The organism is Isoptericola sp. NPDC055063 (genome assembly GCF_053608125.1).
The window spans coordinates 1-16,426 of the sequence record NZ_JBSGUW010000008.1 but is presented as its reverse complement, the minus strand read 5'-3'; the positions used below and the strand labels follow the sequence as shown (position 1 = coordinate 16,426).

Annotated in this window: 12 protein-coding genes; 5 read left to right on the top strand and 7 right to left on the bottom strand. The window is 76.3% G+C overall.

From position 1 onward, the window contains the following. On the bottom strand, positions 1-605 hold a 605-nt coding region (locus ACWF41_RS11080), incomplete at its 3' end, for a M48 metallopeptidase family protein (RefSeq protein ID WP_452182525.1). Between the two features lie 117 nt (positions 606-722). Between ACWF41_RS11080 and ACWF41_RS11075 the strand changes: the two genes are divergently transcribed. Beyond that, the gene (locus tag ACWF41_RS11075; RefSeq protein ID WP_380322836.1) at positions 723-1,796 is read left to right on the top strand and encodes a ThiF family adenylyltransferase; all 1,074 of its coding nucleotides are present in this window, start codon (positions 723-725) and stop codon (positions 1,794-1,796) included. A gap of 121 nt (positions 1,797-1,917) precedes the next feature. On the opposite strand, the gene ACWF41_RS11070 is transcribed toward ACWF41_RS11075, so the two are convergent. The 3 genes from ACWF41_RS11070 to ACWF41_RS11060 all read right to left on the bottom strand — a co-directional run bounded on the left by ACWF41_RS11070 (position 1,918) and on the right by ACWF41_RS11060 (position 5,435). Then, positions 1,918-2,289 carry a WhiB family transcriptional regulator gene (locus ACWF41_RS11070; RefSeq protein ID WP_380322839.1) on the bottom strand — a complete coding sequence of 124 codons (372 nt, stop codon included), beginning with the start codon at positions 2,287-2,289 and terminating at the stop codon, positions 1,918-1,920. Positions 2,290-2,793: 504 nt separating this feature from the next. After that, positions 2,794-3,291, bottom strand: coding sequence for a hypothetical protein (locus tag ACWF41_RS11065; RefSeq protein ID WP_380322842.1), 498 nt, complete (start codon positions 3,289-3,291; stop codon positions 2,794-2,796). A 107-nt stretch (positions 3,292-3,398) separates the two neighbouring features. Further along, positions 3,399-5,435, bottom strand: a complete 2,037-nt coding sequence (locus tag ACWF41_RS11060) for an ATP-dependent DNA helicase UvrD2 (protein WP_380322845.1) — start codon at positions 5,433-5,435, stop codon at positions 3,399-3,401. Positions 5,436-5,539: 104 nt separating this feature from the next. Between ACWF41_RS11060 and ACWF41_RS11055 the strand changes: the two genes are divergently transcribed. Further along, positions 5,540-5,809 (top strand): mycoredoxin, encoded by a 270-nt coding sequence (locus ACWF41_RS11055; protein ID WP_380322848.1) that lies wholly within the window; start codon positions 5,540-5,542, stop codon positions 5,807-5,809. Between the two features lie 26 nt (positions 5,810-5,835). On the opposite strand, the gene nudC is transcribed toward ACWF41_RS11055, so the two are convergent. After that, the gene (gene nudC / locus ACWF41_RS11050) at positions 5,836-6,840 is read right to left on the bottom strand and encodes an NAD(+) diphosphatase (RefSeq protein WP_380322850.1); all 1,005 of its coding nucleotides are present in this window, start codon (positions 6,838-6,840) and stop codon (positions 5,836-5,838) included. A gap of 98 nt (positions 6,841-6,938) precedes the next feature. Between nudC and ACWF41_RS11045 the strand changes: the two genes are divergently transcribed. The 3 genes from ACWF41_RS11045 (at position 6,939) to cynS (ending at position 9,374) form a co-directional block, all read left to right on the top strand. Then, on the top strand, positions 6,939-7,862 hold the full coding sequence (locus tag ACWF41_RS11045; protein ID WP_380322853.1) for a macrolide 2'-phosphotransferase: 924 nt from the start codon (positions 6,939-6,941) through the stop codon (positions 7,860-7,862). 178 nt (positions 7,863-8,040) lie between these two features. Then, a complete protein-coding gene (locus ACWF41_RS11040; RefSeq protein ID WP_380322856.1) occupies positions 8,041-8,913 on the top strand; it encodes a formate/nitrite transporter family protein in 873 nt (290 codons plus the stop codon). 11 nt (positions 8,914-8,924) lie between these two features. After that, the gene (cynS, locus tag ACWF41_RS11035) at positions 8,925-9,374 is read left to right on the top strand and encodes a cyanase (protein WP_380322859.1); all 450 of its coding nucleotides are present in this window, start codon (positions 8,925-8,927) and stop codon (positions 9,372-9,374) included. A 13-nt stretch (positions 9,375-9,387) separates the two neighbouring features. Here the strand turns inward: cynS and ACWF41_RS11030 are convergent, their stop codons facing one another. Together ACWF41_RS11030 and ACWF41_RS11025 are read right to left on the bottom strand one after the other, a co-directional pair. Next, on the bottom strand, positions 9,388-13,116 hold the full coding sequence (locus tag ACWF41_RS11030) for a UvrD-helicase domain-containing protein (protein ID WP_380322862.1): 3,729 nt from the start codon (positions 13,114-13,116) through the stop codon (positions 9,388-9,390). After that, positions 13,113-16,394 carry a PD-(D/E)XK nuclease family protein gene (locus tag ACWF41_RS11025; RefSeq protein WP_452182520.1) on the bottom strand — a complete coding sequence of 1,094 codons (3,282 nt, stop codon included), beginning with the start codon at positions 16,392-16,394 and terminating at the stop codon, positions 13,113-13,115. The genes ACWF41_RS11030 and ACWF41_RS11025 overlap by 4 nt, the downstream gene beginning before the upstream one ends. Positions 16,395-16,426: the final 32 nt, after the last annotated feature.

The window sequence follows — 16,426 nt, the reverse complement described above, 5'->3', positions numbered from 1 at the left end:
ACGTCGCACGCCATGGCGGCGAGGGGGGGGGGGGGGGGGGGGGCCAACCGCGGGGGTTTTGGGGTTCTTCCCCCGGGCCCTAGGGCAACCACCCCGCCGTCGTCCTGGACGAACGAGACGCCCTCGAGGAAGCCGCGAGCCCGCTCGGTGCGCGGGTAGCCCTCGAGGAGCTGCCAGAACGCGGGGCCGTGCCCGGCGTGCAGCAGGTGGGCGAGCTCGTGCAGCAGCACGTAGTCGAGCACCCACTCGGGCATCCCCTGCACGCGCGTCGAGATCCGGATCGAGCCGTCCACCAGCGTGCACGAGCCCCAGCGGCGCCCCTGGTGGGGCGACCACGACACGCTCGTCGGGTGGGCGTGGCCGCCGAGGTACCGCTCGGACAGCTCGTGCGCCCGCTCCACGAGCTGGGCGTCGGACGGGCGGCGGCGCCGCTCCTTGTCCTCGAGCCGCGCGAGCATCTTCGCGACCCACTCGCGCTCCTGCGCCCGGGAGAAGCGCGCGGGAATGGCCACGACGGTGCGTTCGCCGTCGCGGTACGCGCTCACCGTGGCGGTCCGCCGGCGGCTGCGCCGGACCTCCACCGACGTCATCGTGTCGTGGGCCACGGAACCGACGGTACCGGGGATTCGCGCGGTTTGTGCGGCAGAACACACCGGCTCCGGCCGCGGACGGCCTGTGGACGACCCGCCGACGACGCCCGCGGCGCGTGCCAGGGTGACCGCATGGCAGACGCCGAGCGCCCGGGAACCGGGACGAGCGACCCCCGCACGCTGCGCCCCGCGACGCCCGTGCTCGACCACGGCGACGGCGAGGTCCTGCTCGGCACCGACCCGCGCTGGAGCCTCGTCCTGACCGGCCTGGCCGATCACGAGTCGCGCTGGCTGCGCGACCTCGGGAGCCGCCGGCACCATTCCCTGGACCGCAGCGCCCGCCACTGGGGCGTGACGCCGGCGCGCCAGGGCCAGATCGTGCGGGCGCTCGACGGCGGCGGCTTCCTCGTGCGGCGCCAGGCCCAGCACGCCTCGCCGGCGGCGGTGGGGTGGTCGCCCGACGTCGCGGTCCTGGGGGCGCTGCGGCCCGACGGGTGCGGCACTGCCACGCTCGCGCGCCGGGGCGGGTGCGTCGTCGGGCTGCACGGCCTCGGCCGGCTCGGCGTGGTCCTGGCCGAGCTGCTCGCGTCGGCCGGCGTCGGTGCCCTCGTGCTCGACGACCGGGACCCCGTGCACGTCGGCGACCTCGGGCTCGGCGCGTACGCCCCGGCCGATGTCGGGCGCCCGCGCGAGGAGGCGGCCGCGGAGGTGCTGCGCCGCCGGCACCCCGCCCTGCGGGTGGGGAGCGCCCTGCCGGCCGGGGGCTCGCCGGACGTCGTGGTGGTGGTCGAGGCCCACGCCGCGCGGCCCGCGCGCTACGAGCGGCTGCTGGGCGCGGGCGTGCCGCACCTGCCCGTCGTGGTCCGCGAGGCGGACGTGCTCGTGGGCCCGCTCGTGCTGCCCGGCAGGTCCGCCTGCGTCGGCTGCGTCGACCGGCATGCGACGGACGCAGACGCCGGCTGGACGGCGGCGGTCGCCGACCTGACCCGCCGGCCGCCGACGGACGTCGCCCACGAGACCACCCTCGCGGCGACCGCCGCGGCGCTCGGTGCCGGCCAGGTGCTCGCGCTGCTCGACGGGTCGATGCCCGCGACCGCCGGGCGCGTCCTGGAGGTGGCCCTCCCCGAGGCCGTGCCCCGGTCGCGGGAGGTCGCGCCGCACCCCGAATGCGGGTGCACGCGCCTGCCCGCCCCGGCCCGGACATGACGACGGGCCCCCGGCGAGATCGAGGAAGCGCGGCCGCACGTGGTGCGGGCGCACTCCCCCGGGACTCGCCGGAGGCCCGTGCGTTCAGCGGCGCGCCGGGTGTCCCGGCGACGCAGCGCGGTCATGCCGCGACGGTCTCCGACTTCCGGGGCCGGCCGCGACCGCGCTTGCGGGCGACGACCTTGCCGTCGACGAAGACCTCACCACCCCACACGCCCCAGGGCTCCTGGCGCTCGAGGGCGCCCGCGAGGCAGCCGGCCTGCAGCGGGCAGGTGCGGCACAGCGCCTTGGCCTCCTCGACCTGGGCGGTGTGCTCGGCGAACCAGAGCTCGGGGTCTCCCGTGCGGCACGGCAGGAGCGCCGCGAACTGGCGGTCGAGCTCGGCCACCTCGGCCGGGCTCTGGGTGAGGGGTTGATGCGGGGTCCAGGGGCCGGATCCGCCCTGGGGGATCGTGTCGAGCAGCCGCTCGTCCAACAGCTGTGCGAGGCGCACGGGTTCCTCCGTCAGGTCCTGGGGTGATTCGAACGTCGGTGTTCAGGACCTGCGGGTGGACCCCTGGAGTCAGGGGGCCGGCTTCTGCGACCTGGTGAGGTCTTCTTCCCTGGGCGGAAAGACGAAAGCCGCGGGTCCTGGGTGGACTCCGCGGCCTGGACCGGTTGCTAGACCGGATGGCTCCAGGGGGCGGAGTCGGGTGCGATGTGGAGATCGGCAGCGCCTGCTCCGTGCTTCCGCGCACGGAACGGGCGGACAGCGCTGAGCTCGCCGAGGGCAGACGTGTACCCCGGCGCGCCAACAGACGCGTTCGCCATCACGATCAGATTCATCGTGTCCATCTTCTGCACCCACCTCCTCACTCTTCTCGGACGATCCGCCTCTCGGCAGACGCCACTTCCGTCTGGGACTCTCCGAGCATAGACGGCCCGACCGGGACCGCCACATCTTTTATCGAAGTTTTTTCGGAGCAATTTTCTCGGCCCCCTGACGGGCCCGTCCCGGCTAGGAGCCGGAGCCCCCCTCGACCCCGAGCGGGCCGATGATCCGCAGGTCTCCCAGGCACGTCTCGACCGCGGCGGCCACCCCGTCCTCGTCGAGCCCGTCCGGGACCGTCCGGATCTGGAGTCCGCTCTCGTCCCGGTCGGCGTCGAAGCCCGCCGCGCGGAGGCAGTCGACCTGGACCTGCCGCAGGTCCTCGACCTCCGCGGCGGTGATCAGCCCGTCGGAGAGGATCGCCCTGCCCCGCTCCGTCTTGACCTTCCCGTAGGCCTCGTGGACCTCCGGGGACATCTCGTCGTGGATGGTGCCGGAGTGCTCCCCGCCGTGGTCGCCGTGCCCGCTCTCGCTCACCGCGCGGGGGCCGCTCCCGTCCCCCGGCGTCGCGCCCGCGGGCCCGCAGGCCGTGAGGACCGAGACCAGGAGGGCGGCCGCGCCGGCGGCCAGCCACCGTGGCGCGACGGGGCGGGGCGGCACGGCACTGTCCTCGGTCGGAAACATCATCGTCGCCTCTCGTCGCGGAACGTACCGGGAAAATCTGGCACTGCACCACGACCGCGACAAGGGCTCCGGACGGACCCGCGCAGAAATACGGGAACTCCCGTAGGTGCTCAGCCGATCGAGTCGGCGACGATCGCGAGGATCGTCTGCCCGTACCGGTCGATCTTCGCGGGGCCGACGCCGTTCACCCGCGCGAGCTGGGCCACGGAGGTGGGCTTGAGCTCCGCGATGGCGGCGAGCGTCGCGTCGCCGAGCACGGTGAACGCCGGCTTGTCGGTGTCCCGGGCCACCGACAGTCGCCACTCGCGCAGCGCGTCGAACAGCGCCACGTCGTGCTCCCCCGTGAGCTGCTGCCGGGCTTGGCCCCGCGGGCCCCGCCCGCGGCCGCGTCGGTCCGCCGGGTCGTCCGGCCACAACCCGTCGAGGAAGCGCGTCCGCTTGCGCGTCGCCCGCCCGCCCGGGTTGCGGGAGCGAGCGAACGACAGCTCCAGGTGCTCGCGCGCCCGGGTGACGCCCACGTAGAGCAGCCGGCGTTCCTCCGCCACGGCCTCGTCCGTCTCGGCGAGGGAGATGGGCATGAGGCCCTCGCTCACGCCCGCCAGGAACACGGCGTCCCACTCCAGGCCCTTCGCCGCGTGCAGCGACGCCAGCGTGACGCCCTCCACGGTCGGCGCGTGCTGCGCCGAGGCCCGCTCCTCCAGCTCGCCGACCAGCGTGGCCACCGTGGCCGGGGCGTCCGCGGGCGCGGCGGCCGCGACGTCGTCGGCCAGGCCGACGAGCGCCTGCATGGCCTCCCACCGCTCCCGGGTCGCGCCGCGGGCCGCGGGCGGCTGCTCCGACCAGCCCGCCGTGGTCAGCACGTCGCGCACCTGCTCCGGCATCGGCTGCTCCGGGTCCGCCGAGCGGGCGGCGCCGCGCAGCAGCACGATCGCGTCGCGCACCTCCTTGCGCTGGAAGAACCGCTCGCCGCCCCGCACCAGGTAGCTGATGCCCGCGTCCGCGAGCGCCGACTCGAACGCCGCCGACTGCGCGTTGGTGCGGTACAGGACCGCGATCTCGCTCGGGCGCACCCCCGACGCGATCAGCCGGCCCGCGCGGGCCGCGATCCCGGAAGCCTCCGCGTCGTCGTCGTCGTACGTCGTGAAGCTCGTGGGCGGGCCGGAGGGACGCTGGGCGACGAGCTCGAGCGCTCCCGGAACCCGACCGCGGCGCAGCACCTGGTTGGCCAAGTGCACGACCTGCGGCGTGGAGCGGTAGTCGCGCACCAGGCGGACCACCTGGGCGTCGGCGTAGGTCCGCGTGAAGTCGAGCAGGTAGTGCGGCGTCGCGCCCGTGAAGGAGTAGATGGTCTGCGACGGGTCGCCGACCACGCACAGCTCCTTGCGCCCGCCCAGCCACTGGTCGAGCAGGAACTGCTGCAGGGGCGAGACGTCCTGGTACTCGTCGACGAGGAAGTGCCGGTACTGCGACCGCACCTCGTCCGCCACCTGCTTGTGGGAGTTGAGCATGTCCGCGAGCATCAGCAGGACGTCCTCGAAGTCGATGACGCCCCGCTCGGTCTTCACGTCCTCGTAGGCCGTGATGAGGCGCGCCACCGTCTGGTGGTCGTAGCCCGACGGCGCGGGCCGGTCGTCGACCGCCGCGGCCTTCACGTAGTCCTCCGCCGTCACCAGGGAGACCTTGGCCCACTCGACCTCGGACGACAGGTCGCGGACGGCGACCCGGTCCACGCTCACGCCGACGCGGCGCGCGGCCTCCGCGACCGCCGGCGCCTTGTGCTCGAGGATCCGCGGCGGCGCGCCGCCGACCACGCGCGGCCAGAAGTAGCCGAGCTGGCGCAGCGCGGCCGCGTGGAACGTGCGCGCCTGGACGCCGGCCACCCCGAGGTCGCGCAGCCGGGTGCGCATCTCCCCCGCGGCGCGCGCGGTGAACGTCACCGCCAGCACGGAGGTCGGCTTGTACGCGCCGGAACGCACCCCGTAGGCGATGCGGTGCGTGATCGCGCGCGTCTTGCCGGTGCCCGCGCCCGCGAGCACGCACACCGGCCCGGCGAGGGCCAGCGCCACGTCCCGCTGCTCGGGGTCGAGCGCGTCGAGGATCGCGTCGGGATGAACGAGGGCGTTCGGGGAGTTGGTGGCAGTCGACATCGTCTGCGATTCTCGCAGCCGTCGCCGACATCCCGCGCCCGTCGTCCCCAGGCGGCCGCACGAGCACGGGCACCAGCCCGGAGCATCAGCACAGGAGGACCCCGATGACCGACGCCGCGCCGCAGCTCCCCGAGCCGGGCACCGTCACGATGTACTCGACCGCGTGGTGCGGCTACTGCCGCCGGCTGCGCACCCAGCTCGACTCCGAGGGCATCGGCTACACGGTGATCGACATCGAGGACCAGCCGGAGACCGCGGCGTTCGTGGAGCAGGTCAACGGCGGCAACCGCACCGTGCCCACCGTCGTCTTCCCCGACGGCTCCGCCGCGACGAACCCGTCGCTGCACGACGTGAAGTCGCGCCTCGCTGCCTGACCTGCTGAAACATCTGCTGCCCGACCTCAGCCGGGCAGCTCCGCGCCGTACCACTCCTCGACCAGCGCGCGTGCGATCGACGGGCGGCCCGGCAGGCCGATCTCGCCGGCGCGCACGCCCGCGACCAGCTCCTCGCGCGTGAACCAGCGCGCGTCGGTCACCTCGGCGCCGTCCACCCGGACGTCGGTCGCCACCGCGCGCGCCCGGAAGCCGAGCATGAGCGACGCCGGGAACGGCCACGGCTGGCTCCCGCGGTACACGACGTCGCCCGGCCCGTCGCCGATGACGACCGACGTCTCCTCCGCGACCTCGCGGCGCACCGCCTGCTCGAGGCCCTCCCCCGGCTCCACGTAGCCCGCGAGCGTCGAGAACCGGCCCGCTGGCCAGTGCGCGGCGTGCCCCAGCAGCAGGCGGTCGTCGTCGTCCACCACCGTCATGATCACGGCGGGGTCGGTGCGCGGGTAGATCTCGACGTCCTGCGCCGGGCACCGGCGCACCCAGCCCGCCTGCTCGACGACGGTCGGCTCCCCGCAGCGCGGGCACCGTTGGTGCGACGCGTGCCACGCGGCCAGCGCGACCGCCTCGGACGCGAGCCCGTCCCCGCGGCGCCCGCCCACCTCGCGCAGCCCCGCCCACGCGTGCTCCCGCGCCAGCCGCGCGGCGGGCGACGCCGGGGACACACCCTCGATCCCGACCGCGTCGGCGTCCGCCTCGTCGGGCAGGACCAGGCCGAGAAGCCCGGCGCCGTCCTCCGCGACGCCGAGGAACAGCCATCGGTGGCCCGGCGCGTGCACCTCGGGCCGGTCGGCGCCTTCCTGCTCGGCGGGCAGCCTCGTCACGGTCGCCGGGTCGACCAGCAGGACCTCGCCCGCGTCGTCGACGGCCACGCGCCCGCGCAGCACGAGCACCACGCGCGTCGTGGGATCCGCGAGCAGGCCGGGCAGCAGCCCCGGCTCGCCGCGCCGCTCGGAGGCACGGTCGTGGGTGGCGCGGGTGTAGCTGAGGTCCGGGAGCGGGAAGGGAGCCGTCACGCCCCGACCGTACCCGCCGGGCTCTCGCGGCGGGACGACGGCGGACACGCGCGCCGCGGTGCCCCCGGGCGGGCCCCGGCAGCGTCTACGGTGGGCGGGTGCCACGCAGTCCGCTCGCCCTCGCCGCCCTCGCGACGGCCGCCGTCCCGGGCCTGGACGCCCGCTCGGTCCGCCCCGAGGAGCTGCCGGGCGACTACGACGTCGCCGTCGTCACGGCCGACGACGGCGTCGACTGGCTCGTGCGCGCGCCCCGGACCACGATGGCCGGCGCCGCCCTGGAGGCGGAGACCGAGCTGCTGGAGGCGCTGCACCTCTACGTGGACGCCGGCGTGCTGCCCTTCACGGTGCCGCAGGTGGCCGGCTTCGCGCTGCTGCCCGAGGGAGGGCGCGCCGTCGTCCACCGGCACGTGACCGGCACCGCCCTCGACCTCGAGGCCCTGCGGCCCGGGCCCGGCCTCGCCGCCGACCTCGGCCGCACCCTCGCCGCCGTGCACGAGCTGCCCGCCTCCGTCGTCGAGTCCTGCGGGCTCCCGTCGTACACCGCGGCCGAGTATCGCGAGCGCCGGCTCGTGGAGCTCGACGAGGCCGCCGCGACCGGCCTCGTGCCGCCGACGCTGCTGCGCCGTTGGGAGGCCGCGCTCGAGGACGTGGCGCTGTGGCGCTTCCAGCCCGTCGTCGTGCACGGCGACCTCGCCACCGACCAGATGCTCGTCACCGGTGGGCGGGTCACCGCGATCAGCGGCTGGTCCGACGCCCGCGTGGCGGACCCCGCCGACGACCTCGCCTGGCTGCTCGTGGCCGCCCCGCCCGACGCGGTCGACTCGATCATGGAGGCGTACCAGCTACGCCGTACCGAGCTGCACGACGCGCGGCTCGTCGACCGCGCCCTGCTCGTGGGCGAGCTGGCCCTCGCACGGTGGCTGCTGCACGGCGTCCGGCGCAACCTGGCCGACGTCGTCGCGGACGCGGAGGCCATGCTGGCCGACCTCGACGAGGCGACCCGCGAGGACGCCCCCGCCTGACCCGGGCCCCGGCCACCTCACGGCCGGGCCGGCCGCGCTGCGAGGTGCGCGAAACGACGGCATGACGCGTCCCGGGCCAGGCGAAACACGACCTCAACGCGCCCGCGACGTGGCGACAACCTGCGACGGACAGACTCGGCGGCACGCAAGCGCCACCCCTCTGGCCGAAGGGTCCTCCATGTCGTACGTCATGCCCCAGGACTTCGTCTCGCAGATGATCGCCACGGGCGAGAAGAAGCTGTTCATGTCCACCCGGGACACCCTCATCCGCTCCTTCATGGGCGGGGCGATCCTCGCGCTCGCCGCCGCGATGGCGGTGACCATCTCGACGAACACCGGCAACCCGCTGCTCGGGGCGGTGTTCTTCCCGATCGGCTTCATCATGCTGTACCTGATGGGCTTCGACCTGCTCACGGGCGTGTTCACGCTGGTGCCGTTCGCCGTCATCGCACGGCGCCCCGGGGCCACGTGGGGCGGCATGTGGCGCAACTGGGGTCTGGTGTTCTGCGGCAACTTCGCCGGCGCGTTCACCGTGGCCGTGCTCATGGCGATCACGTTCACCTACGGCTTCGACGTGGCGCCCAACGAGGTGGGCCAGGCCATCGGGCACATCGGCGAGGGCCGCACCGTCGGGTACGCGGACCACGGCGCCGCGGGCATGCTCACGCTCTTCGTGCGCGGCGTCCTGTGCAACTGGATGGTCTCGACCGGAGTCGTCGCCTTCCTCATGTCGAAGGACACGATCAGCAAGGCCGTCGTGATGTGGATGCCCGTGTTCCTCTTCTTCTACATGGGCTTCGAGCACTCCGTGGTGAACATGTTCCTGTTCCCCTCCGGCCTCCTGCTCGGCGGCGACTTCACCGTCATGGACTACCTCGTGTGGAACGAGATCCCCACCGTGCTCGGCAACCTCGTCGGCGGCCTGACCTTCGTCGGCCTGCCCCTGTACCTCACGCACTACCGCACCCGGCCTGAGCGCCGGCGCCCCGCGTCCGCCGGGTCCGCCACCGAGCCCGCCGCCGACGACCGCGTCGCGGCCCCCGTCGCCTGAGGAGGACACCGATGGACCCGATGATGACCAAGGCCGCCGCCGCCGAGCTCGTGGTCACGGCCCGCCTGCGCTCCGGGCTGACCTGGCAGAAGATCGCCGACGCCCTCGGCACCCCGCTCGTCTGGACGACGGCAGCCCTGCTGGGCAGCCACCCGATGAGCGCCGACCAGGCGGCCGCCGCGTGCGCGCTACTCGGCCTCGGCGAGGACGTCGCCGAGGCGCTGCGGCGCCAGCCGTACCGGCTGCGCGACGAGGCCGTCCTCACCGACCCGACGATCTACCGGTTCACCGAGGCGCTGGCGGTGTACGGGCCCGCGCTCAAGGAGCTGATCCACGAGGAGTTCGGCGACGGCATCATGTCCGCCATCAACTTCCAGGTGGACATCGCCCGCCGTCCGCACCCCGACGGCGACCGGGTCGTCGTGACCCTCGACGGGAAGTTCCTCGACTACCGCTGGTGACTACGGCTGCCGGCTACCGCTGGAGGGGCTCGCCGCGCACCAGCGCCTCCAGCTCCGCCTCGTCGAGCAGCCGGCGCGGACGCACGGTGGTACCGCTCGCGACGTAGACGAACGCGGCGGACACCCGGTCCAGCGGCAGCCCGGTATAGCGCGACCAGGCGAGCCGGTAGACCGCGAGCTGCACCTCGCGCGCGGAGCGTGCCTCCGCATCGCGCGGCTCGTGGCCCGTCTTCCAGTCCACGACGACGACGGCGGGCGGCTCGCCGTCCGCGGCGGACGGTGCGTCCGGGTCGGCGAACACCGCGTCGATCCGGCTGCGCAGCATCACCCCCGCGACCGGCGTCTCGACGTCGACCTCGACCGCGAGCGGGGCGCGCGCCGCCCACGGCGAGTCCAGGAATCGCTGGCGCAGCGTATCGAGGTCGACGTCGGGCGCGATCTCGCCGTCCTCGGCGCCGGGCAGGTCGTCGACGTCGACCAGTGACGACGACGTGAAGAACCGCTCCACCCACTCGTGGAAATTGGTACCGCGGCGCGCGTGCACCGTGGGCTCCTGCGGCACAGGGCGGCGCAGCTGGAGGGCGAACGCCTCCCGGTCCCCCGCGAGGCGGACGAGGCCCGACGCCGACACGTGCGCCGGCATCTCCACCTCGCGCGACGCCCGCTCGCCGCGCTCCGTGAGCAGCGTGCCGGCCAGCACCACCAGGTCGCGGCCGGACGCGTCGCGCAGCACGCCCGTCGCGGCGCCGCCTCCCGCTGCGCGGGCCGCCTCGACCAGGGCGGCCGTCCGACGCAGGAGCTCGCGCGGCGTGGGCCCGGCCCCGGGCGTGCCGTCCGCCGAGGGCTCCGCGCCGTCGGCCGGGCGCTGCGTGCCGTCCTCGGGCGCGGGCCACGGTGCGGCGTGCTCCACCGCGTCGCGGGGGTTGCCGGCCGACGGGTCCGGCTGGGCCGCCCAGCCGTCCGCGTCCACGACCCCCGACTCGACGAGCTCCGCGAGGAACGGCGAGACGCGGCGCGGCGCGCTGCCCGTGCCCCACCAGTGCGCGGTGAGGAAGAGCTCCCGTCGTGCCCGGGTGAACGCGACGTACGCCAGCCGGCGCTCCTCGGCCAGGCGGTGCGCGCCGCAGTCCGCGCGGAACTGGTCGCGGCGGGCGGCGAGGTCCTTGGTGTCCGAGGCCTCCGCCCACGTGAACTCGGGCAGGTCCGGGGCGTCGCCGCGCAGGTGGTACGGCAGGGACGACACGTCGGTGAGCCAGCCGCCGTCCAGCCGCCCCTGCGACGACTCCGCCTGGCTGGGGAACACGCCGTCCACCAGGCCGGGCACCGCGACGACGTCCCACTCGAGGCCCTTGGCCGCGTGCGCCGTGATGACCTGCACCGCGTCCGGGTCGGGCTCGCGGACCGGCATGTCGAGGCCCCGCTCCTGGTCGCCCGCGACACCGAGCCACGCGAGGAACGCGCCCAGCGTCGCCACGTCGGCCGACTGCGCGAAGCTCGCCGCCACGTCTCGGAAGGCGTCGAGGTGCTCGCGGCCGCGCAGGCTCACCCCGGCCGCGGCGGCGCCCAGGCCCGGCCCGCCCGTTCGGCCGGCCGTCGTCGCCAGCGTGTCGGCGAGCACCTGCGCCGTCGCGACCTCGACGTCGAGCCCCAGGGCCCGCTCCGCCGCGACCACGAGCTCCGGCAGCGACAGGTAGGTCAGGCCGCGCAGCTCGCGCAGCAGCCGTGCCAGCGCCGTCAGCCGGCCGTGCCCGTCCGCCGACAGCACCCGGCCGTCGCGCGCCGGCCGCCCGGGGGCGGGCAGGTCGTCCAGCGCGTCGACGATCGACCGGTGGTCCACCACGTCGCCCTCGATCACGACCGGCTCCTCGCCGTCCGTGTCGTCCGGGCCGTGGGGGCTCTCGGGGCCGCCGTCCGGCCCACCCGGGCGGGTGGTGCCGGGCCGGGCGCCGTCGGCCCGCGCCAGGTCGGACGCCCACGAGCCGAGGGCGTGCAGGTCCGCCGCGCCGAGGCTCACGCGCGGGCCCGTGAGCAGCCGCAGCAGGGAGTCGCCGCGCGACGGGTCGTGCACGGCCTCCAGCAGCGCGACGACGTCCACCACCTCCGGCGTGGTCAGCAGGCCGCCCAGGCCCACGACCTCCACCGGCAGCCCGCGGCGCCGCAGCGCCACCTCGACCGCCGCGAACTGCGACCGCGCCCGGCAGAGCACGGCGGCCGTCACGCGGTCGGACCCGTCGCGGCGGGTGGCGCGGCGCCAGCGCGTCGCGACGAACTCGGCCGCCGCCTCGGCCTCCTCCTCGCTCGTGGCAGCGACGTGCGCGCGCACCGTGCCGGCGCCGGCGCCGGGGCGCAGGTCCAGCGGCGGCACGTCCACGCCGGCGCCCGTGTGCCGCGCCCGCTCGCGCAGCGGCCCGGCCGCGACGTTCGCGGCGGCGAGCACGGCCGCGTCGTTGCGCCACGACGTGCTGAGGTAGCGCACCGCCGCGGGCGCACCGCCGCGCGTGCGGAACCGTTCGCCGAAGCGCGCGAGGCCCGACGCGGACGCCCCGCGCCAGCCGTAGATCGACTGGTGCGGGTCGCCGACGGCCGTGACCGCGTGCCCGCCGCCGAACAGCCCCGCCAGCAGCTCCACCTGGGCGTACGACGTGTCCTGGTACTCGTCCAGCAGGACCACCGGGTAGCGCGCGCGCTCCGTGGCACCGACCGCCGGCACCGACCGGGCGAGCTCGGCGGCGAACGCGATCTGGTCGCCGAAGTCGAGGGCGTCGGCCACCCGCTTGCGGCGGCGGTACTCCGCCACGAGGTCGAGCAGCCGCCCGCGCTCCGCCACCGAGTCGATCAGGCCCTGGATCTCCTTGGTGCGCTTCCTCTGCCGCGGCCCGAGCGGCAGCGCGTCCAGCCGGGCGACGACGTCCGCGAGCGCGTCCCGCGCATCGTCCACGGGTACCAGGTGCTCCCCCAGCTCACCGGACAGTGACAGCACGGCGCCCACGACGGTGCTCACCGCGCGGTCGGTGCCGAGGTCGTCCGCCCACGACTCCACGACCTGCGCCGCGAGCTGCCACTGGTTGGCCTCGCCCAGCAGCCGCGACCCCGGCTCGATGCCGAGCCGCAGGCCGTGGTCGGCGACCAGCGACGCGGCGTACGCGTTGTACGTCGCGACCGTGGGCCGCGCGAGGAGGTCGAGGCCCGACGTCGCCCGCCCCTGCGCGCGGGCGAGCTGGGCCAGGCGGGACTGCACGCGCTGGGTCAGCTCGGCCGCCGCCTTGCGCGTGAAGGTGAGGCCGAGCACCTCCTCCGGCGCGACGAGGTCGTTGGCGATGAGCCACACCACGCGAGCCGCCATCGTCTCCGTCTTGCCCGAGCCGGCACCGGCGACGACCAGCACCGGGTCGAGAGGCGCCTCGATGACCGCCACCTGTTCGTCCGTGGGCGCGGGGCGGCCGAGCAGCTCGGCGATCTCGCGGGCCGACAGGCGCGGCGTCGCCGGGGCGGCGGGGACGCCGTCGGGCCCCGGGTCGGGGAACAGCGCGGCGTCGTCGAACAGCACCGCGTCGGGCGAGGCCGCGCTCGTGCCGCCGGGCGCGAGCTCCGGGAAGCCCAGCTCCGCCTCGCGGGCGGGCTCGCCCAGGGCGGCCCACGCGTCGTCGAACAGGCCGTCGTCGAAGGTTCCGTCGACGAATCGCCCGTCGCCGGGGAGGTCGTCGGGGTCGGGGGCGGCCGACCCGGTGCTGCGGTCGGTCATCCGACGACGTTCCTTCCCTCGGGCTGGACGGGGCACGACCGGCGCACGGGGCACATGGGGCACAGGTCGTTCTCGTGGGCGGTGAAGCGGGCGGACGCCATCGTGTCGGCGGCGCCCTCGACCAGAGCGCGGGCCCAGCTCGACCCGTCCGCCTCGACGGCGAGCGCGGGCTGGTCGCGCAGGGTGGGCGCCACCGTCGGCGTCCCGACGTACACCAGGCGGGCGCCGGCGCTGGGCGTCCCCGGCGGCAGGTCGAGCGCGCCCTCGGACACGGCGAGCTGGTAGGCGCCGAGCTGCGGGTGCTCCGTGGCCTTGGCGCGCGCGGGTGCGGTCCGCCCGGTCTTCAGGTCGGCGACCGTCACGCCGTCCTCGCCCGCGTCCTCGACGCGGTCGATCTTGCCCCGCAGCCGGGCGCGGCCCACGACGAGGTCGAAGTCGGGCTCCACCAGCAGCGGCTCGCCCGCCTCGGCGTAGTACGCGGCGAGGCGCTCGATCATCTGCTCGGCCCGGCGGCGCAGCTGGCGCGCGGGCCACCCGTCGGCCAGCGCGAGCTGCGGCCAGCGGCGGTCCAGCTCCGCGCGCAGCTCCGTGAGCGACGCCTTCGGGAGATCCTCCGCGATCGCATGGATCAGCGTGCCGAGCGTCTGGTGCGTGGCGTCGGGAGCCGTCGCGCCCGCCGACTCGAACGCCCACTTCAGCGCGCACGTGCTCACCGTCTCGACCTTCGACGGCGAGACGGTGACCTCGTCCTGCGGGCCCCACAGCGGCGCGTCGCTCGACGTCGCCGCGACGCCGTACCAGGTGCGCGGGTCCGCCTCCGCGATCCCGGCAGCGGCCAGGTCGGACAGCAGGGCGGCCGCCACCGAGGCGGGCCCGTCGAGCGCGGCGTCGACGGCGCCGTCCGCCCCGGCGGCGCGGACCAGCGTCGCGCGCGCCTCCGCCACCACGCCCCGCAGGTCGAGCGGCGGGCCCACGGTCACGCGCCGTGGGTCGGGGCCGTCCGGACCGGCCGCGCCGTCCGCGCCGGCCGCGTCGTCGGCGGGCGGCGACACCAGGTCGAGGAACACCGACGGCGCGTCCTCGGCGTCCTCGACGGCCGTCACGACGAGCCGGCGCCGCGCGCGGGAGGTGGCCACGGCGAACGCGCGCAGCTCGTCGGCGAGCACCTGGCGGCGGGCCTCCGGGCCCATCCCGTGGGCGTCGTCGGACCGTCCCGCGAGCAGCTCGACGAGGGCCTGCGACCCGAGCAGCGAGTCGCGCAGCCGCAGGTCGGGCCACACGCCGTCCTGCACGCCCACGACGACGACGACGTCCCACTCGCGGCCCGCCGCGCCCGCGGGGGTGAGCGCCTCGACGGCGTGGGCACCCGTGGCCGACGCCGCGAGCGAGTCGGCCGGGAGGTCCTGCGACGCGAGGTAGTCGACGAACGCCGCGACCGGGGCGCCCGGCATCCGGTCCACGTAGGTCTCCGCCGCGCGGAACAGCGCGAGGACGGCGTCGAGGTCGCGGTCGGCGCGCGCCCCGGCCGGCCCGCCCGCGAGCGCCTGGTCGCGCCACCGGTCCGCGAGCCCGGTGGCGGCCCACACCGCCCAGAGCACGGTCTGCGCCGTCGCGCCGGGCTCCGCGGCCGCCGCACGGCCGGCGGCGAGCACGCGCGCGACCGCCAGCGGCCCGCGACGCACCGGCGCCGGCAGGGTCTCCGCGCGGGCCGGGTCGTCGAGCAGCTCGACGACCAGCGCGTCCGACGACCGCCCGCCGCCTCCCGACAGCTCCTCCGCCCGCAGCGCGCGCCGCAGCCGGCGCAGCGCCACCGCGTCGAGCCCGCCCACGGGCGACGTGAGCAGCAGCGCCGCGGTCTCGGGGTCCAGCGCGGAGCCGACGCCCGGTTCCCCCAGCTCGTCCGCGATCAGGCGCTCGACCCCGCCCCCGGCCGCGCAGACGCGCAGCGCGGCCAGCAGGGGTGACGCGGCGGGCTCGTCGCGCAGCGGCAGGTCCGACCCGAGCAGCGCGACGGGCACCGACGCCGCGACGAGGTCTCGACGCAGCGAGGCGAGCCGGTCGCCGCTGCGCGCCACGACCGCCATCCGCTCCCAGGGCGTCCCGTGCAGCAGGTGCTCGGCCCGCAGCTCGCGCGCCACGTAGGCCGCCTCCTGGGCCGGGCCCGCGAGCACCGCGACCTGCACGCCCGGCGCGCCCTCGCGGGGCTCCGCGACCTCGGCGGCGTCGGACGCGCCCGCGGGTCCCTCCGGCTCGCCGTCGGACGCCCCGTCGTCGGGCCGCGCGGCGGCGCCGCGGTGCAGCGCGCCGGACACGGTGGCGATGCGCGACGTGACGGCGCGGGTCACCGCGCGCAGCTCCTCGAGCTGCCGCCACGCCGTGCCGAGGACGACGGTGCGCGCGTCGAACGCGCCGACGACGCCCGCCCGCTCGGGGGCGGCGGCGCGCCCGACCAGGCCGGGCGACGCGCCGCGGAAGCCCTGCACCGCGGAGTCCGGGTCGGCGAGCAGCACGAGACGGGCGCCGGCGCCGCGCAGCACGTGCAGCAGGCGGGCGGTGGCGACCGTGGCCTCCTGGTAGTCGTCGACGATCACGAGGTCCCAGGTGGGGCGGGGCACGTCCGGCAGCTCGTCGTCCCAGCCCGCGAGCGCGTGCGCCGCCTCGTCGATCACCCCGGCCGGGTCGTAGCGCGCGCCCGAGTCGGGCGTGCCCAGCCGCAGCGTGGTGACGTCCAGGTACTCCTCGTACAGCTGCGCGGCGAGCACCCACTCGGGGCGGTCGTGGCGGCGGCCCAGCTCGTCCAGGTCCACGGGGCCGAGGCCACGCTCGGCGGCGCGCATCAGCAGGTCGCGCAGCTCCTGGCGCAGCCCGCGCAGGCCGAGGGAGTCCTCGGGCAGCCCGGCGGGGAGGTCGAGGTCCGTGCCCTCGCCCGAGAGGTGGCCCTCGAGCAGCTCGGCGAGCACGAGGTCCTGCTCCGGCCCCGAGACCAGCGTCGGAGCCGGCTCGCCGTGCGCCGCCGCGCGCGTCCGCAGCACCGCGAACGCGGCGGAGGCTGCCGTGCGCACCATCGGCGCGCCGACCGTGCGGCCCGCGCGCGCCGTGACCCGGTCGCGCAGCCGGGCGGCCGACCGGCGCGACGCCGCCAGCACCAGCACGCGCGACGGGTCGAGGGCCGCCAGGTCGGGCGCCGGGCCGCCGTCGTGCTCACCGCCGGCCCCCAGCACCCTCACCGGAACCGCGGTCTCCAAGATGGTGCATAACGCCCAAGGCGCGCCGACCATGAGGGTTACAGGGTTTTCAAAGGAGGGCGCGG

Excerpts from the sequence above, each read along its gene's own strand:
- ACWF41_RS11075 (WP_380322836.1), top strand. The coding sequence starts at position 723 with ATGGCAGACGCCGAGCGCCCGGGAACCGGGACGAGCGACCCCCGCACG.
- ACWF41_RS11065 (WP_380322842.1), bottom strand. The coding sequence starts at position 3,291 with ATGATGTTTCCGACCGAGGACAGTGCCGTGCCGCCCCGCCCCGTCGCG.
- ACWF41_RS11060 (WP_380322845.1), bottom strand. The coding sequence starts at position 5,435 with ATGTCGACTGCCACCAACTCCCCGAACGCCCTCGTTCATCCCGACGCG.
- ACWF41_RS11055 (WP_380322848.1), top strand. The coding sequence starts at position 5,540 with ATGACCGACGCCGCGCCGCAGCTCCCCGAGCCGGGCACCGTCACGATG.
- ACWF41_RS11040 (WP_380322856.1), top strand. The coding sequence starts at position 8,041 with ATGTCGTACGTCATGCCCCAGGACTTCGTCTCGCAGATGATCGCCACG.
- cynS (WP_380322859.1), top strand. The coding sequence starts at position 8,925 with ATGGACCCGATGATGACCAAGGCCGCCGCCGCCGAGCTCGTGGTCACG.
- ACWF41_RS11030 (WP_380322862.1), bottom strand. The coding sequence starts at position 13,116 with ATGACCGACCGCAGCACCGGGTCGGCCGCCCCCGACCCCGACGACCTC.
- ACWF41_RS11025 (WP_452182520.1), bottom strand. The coding sequence starts at position 16,394 with ATGGTCGGCGCGCCTTGGGCGTTATGCACCATCTTGGAGACCGCGGTT.